Consider the following 2,716-nt stretch of genomic DNA (forward strand, 5'->3'; position numbering starts at 1 on the left):
CACCCACCCGGCGCTCATGTCCGCACAAGTTGGGAATTACGTGAGCGACCGGGTGGGGAATTACGTGAGCGTCAGACCGCTACAGGTGGGGAATTCCGTGAGCGCCGACATCCAGACCCACCACCGTCGGCGTAGTTCCACGACCGCAGCGCCCTCGTGCACGCCGTGTCGCCCAGGGCCTTCAGTGTGCCCGGGAGGCAGCACAGCACGAAGGTCAGGCCTCGACCGATTGACCGGATCTGCCGCCGACCCCTCGTCACTCAGCGTGGCCTGCGGCCTGATAGTACGGTGTCCGGACGTGCCGATGAGCGCGCGCCCGGCGGGGGCGGGGGATGACATGATTGCCTGTGTGATCCAACGCCGGACGGAGTCGACGAACCGAGTGTTGGCGGGCGCCGAGATGTTACTCGCGGGCCTGTTCTCGGCGAAAGACACCGAGATGGACACCAAGCTGGACCTCTTGGCCACGGCGGTGGAGGCGTACGGTGCGCGGGTCGTGGGCCGGCACGTTCAGCGCCGCGGTGTCTCGCACGGCGGTGCGGACAAGATGGCCACTCCGTTCTCGCGGCGGACATTGCTGAGCGCGGGCAAGGCCCGCGAGGTCGCCGATGCGTGTCGGGCGAGTCAGGTAGGGGCGGTGGTGTTCGCGAATCCGCTGACTGAGCACCAGCGACCCGTCCTCGGCGAGATGTTCGGCTGCACCGTGCTCGGCCGTGAGGACCTCTTCACACCCGGCGGATAGCATCCGCATCTGCCGCCGACCGGGCGCCACGCTCCGCGAAGACGTGCGGTGGGTCGAGCGCTCGGTCGTGCCGAGGTGCGCGCACCCGATCTCGGTGCGGGCTGCTTCGTTGAGGACTTGATCGACGGACCGGCGGCTGTGGGGCACCATAGGCCCATGAGCTTCGGTCTCGTCGTGCTTGCAGTCGACCCGGGCGCAAGCGATGCCGCGGTACGAGCTATGGCGAAGCGCTGCCAAAGCCTGCATCACCCGGAGGGCGATGCCTGCATCACCCGGAGGGCGAGCTGGACGATCGCATCGTTGGGTTCTACGGGAACCTCCGCGCCCACTACCCGGACTTCCCGCCGTACCCTCACGACTCCCCGTGGATGGACATGCCGCTGAAGGTCGGCATTGACCACGTCAGCATGCTTCTGAGCTTCAGTGAACGCAGCACTCCCGCGTTGCAGTTGATTGACCAACTCGCCCGACGATACGACCTCACCATCTACGACCCTCAGGGCGACGAGGTCACGCGACCTACGGACGTACGAGCGCCGATGGATCCCGCGATCGTGGCGTTGATCGAGGAATTACGGTCGCCGGATCGTTGACCCGCCAGGCTGCCCCGACGGTGGTCTCGGGGCCTCACCCCGGCTGGGCCATCCGTACCGACAAGGCCAGCACCCATAACCCTGCTTCTGCCTTGCTCCTGGGCGGCAGTTCACTCCTCTTCCGACCCGTCGGCGTGGCGTGGCAGATGCGCCGGTACGAGGCTTGGCGGTAGAACCGGAACGTGGCACTCAATTTCTGTCGGGAACTGTCGGCCGCCGATTGGATCGCCCATAGCGACCTGCCGTGGCAGCAGCTTGTGGGGCTCGGCCCTGCGGGCTTCGACGCCTACGCGCGGCTTCGGTTCCTGCCCGATCCGACACGCCCCGGCCAGAGCGAGAACGACGTCGACGGGGACTGGCCCACCGACCAGCTGCCCACCCTTTTCGAGGTGTTGGCCACCCACACCACAACCCCCGAAGACTGCTACTTCTGCGTCTGGGAAGGCTTCGCCGACGCCGACATCGCAGCCGACGACGACGCCGTGTACATCGACGAGGAAGACAGCGCCACCCCGCTCGAGCGGCCCGACGGCCAGCCGGGACTGGCGCCCACACCCGCTGCCCCGCCCTCGATGTCGCGTGCACCCAAGGTTGTGGTGCCCCACCGTGCGTACTGGTTGTTTCGAGGGCCGTTAGCCGACGTCGGCACATGGGACACCGCTGCGGGGTGGCCGGGCCAGCGTCGTTTCAGCAACGTCGAGCCGGCGTTCGCCTGGCCCGCTGACCACGCCTGGTGCGTGGCCAAGGACGTCGATCCGCACTGGGCCGGGATCGGCGGGACTCGGGCGCTGATCACCAAACTCACCACCGACCCGCGCCTCGACGTGGTCCTCACGGACCCCACCCAGGACCAGCCGCTCTACCGATAACAGCCCCTGCCCAGCTCACGAGTGCTTTGCGGACCGCAGGCAGGGCCTGCCACGCCCGGGTCGGAACGCACGGATCTGCCGCGCGGCGTGCGCGGGCCTACGTAGGTTGCCGTTGGGTACCGCGAGTTTCGTCGGTGGTGGAGCTCTTCCGGTACGCGTGGCCCCTGCAGTGATCCAGTCTGCGGTGCGGCATGATCGACGGCGTGTCGTACCTGCGTATGGTGGGGTTCTGGCCGCCCTCGGGGTTTCCCGATCGGCCGTGGCTTGAGCACCCTGACGAGGACGCGTTCGTGCGTAGCGCGCGCAGTGTCTGTGAGTTGTACAGCGAGGCTGTACGGCGGGCCGTTATCCCGACGCGCCATTCGGAGCTACGGCTCGGCTGCCACCTCGACGAGAGTCGTGAGGATGTCCTGGTGACTGTTTGTAAGAACTTGTTCTGGCCCCACTGGGCGAACTTGTTTTGGCCCCACCCGTGATCGTTTGGCAGCTTCTTCTGGCCCCACTTGTCGGGC

3 protein-coding genes are annotated in these 2,716 nt (G+C 67.2%); all 3 read left to right on the forward strand.

Annotated elements, in window-relative coordinates; all coding sequences use genetic code 11:
* The first annotated feature begins 304 nt into the window (after positions 1–304).
* The 3 genes from ABZ671_RS32625 (at position 305) to ABZ671_RS32635 (ending at position 2,204) form a co-directional block, all read left to right on the forward strand.
* Positions 305–742, forward strand: a complete 438-nt coding sequence (locus ABZ671_RS32625; RefSeq protein ID WP_357865393.1) for a hypothetical protein — start codon at positions 305–307, stop codon at positions 740–742.
* Between the two features lie 368 nt (positions 743–1,110).
* Positions 1,111–1,335, forward strand: coding sequence for a hypothetical protein (locus ABZ671_RS32630; protein ID WP_357865389.1), 225 nt, complete (start codon positions 1,111–1,113; stop codon positions 1,333–1,335).
* 182 nt (positions 1,336–1,517) lie between these two features.
* Positions 1,518–2,204 (forward strand): hypothetical protein, encoded by a 687-nt coding sequence (locus ABZ671_RS32635; protein ID WP_357865391.1) that lies wholly within the window; start codon positions 1,518–1,520, stop codon positions 2,202–2,204.
* Positions 2,205–2,716: the final 512 nt, after the last annotated feature.

Source organism: Micromonospora sp. NPDC006766 (assembly GCF_040636055.1).
Taxonomy (GTDB): Bacteria; Actinomycetota; Actinomycetes; order Mycobacteriales; family Micromonosporaceae; genus Micromonospora.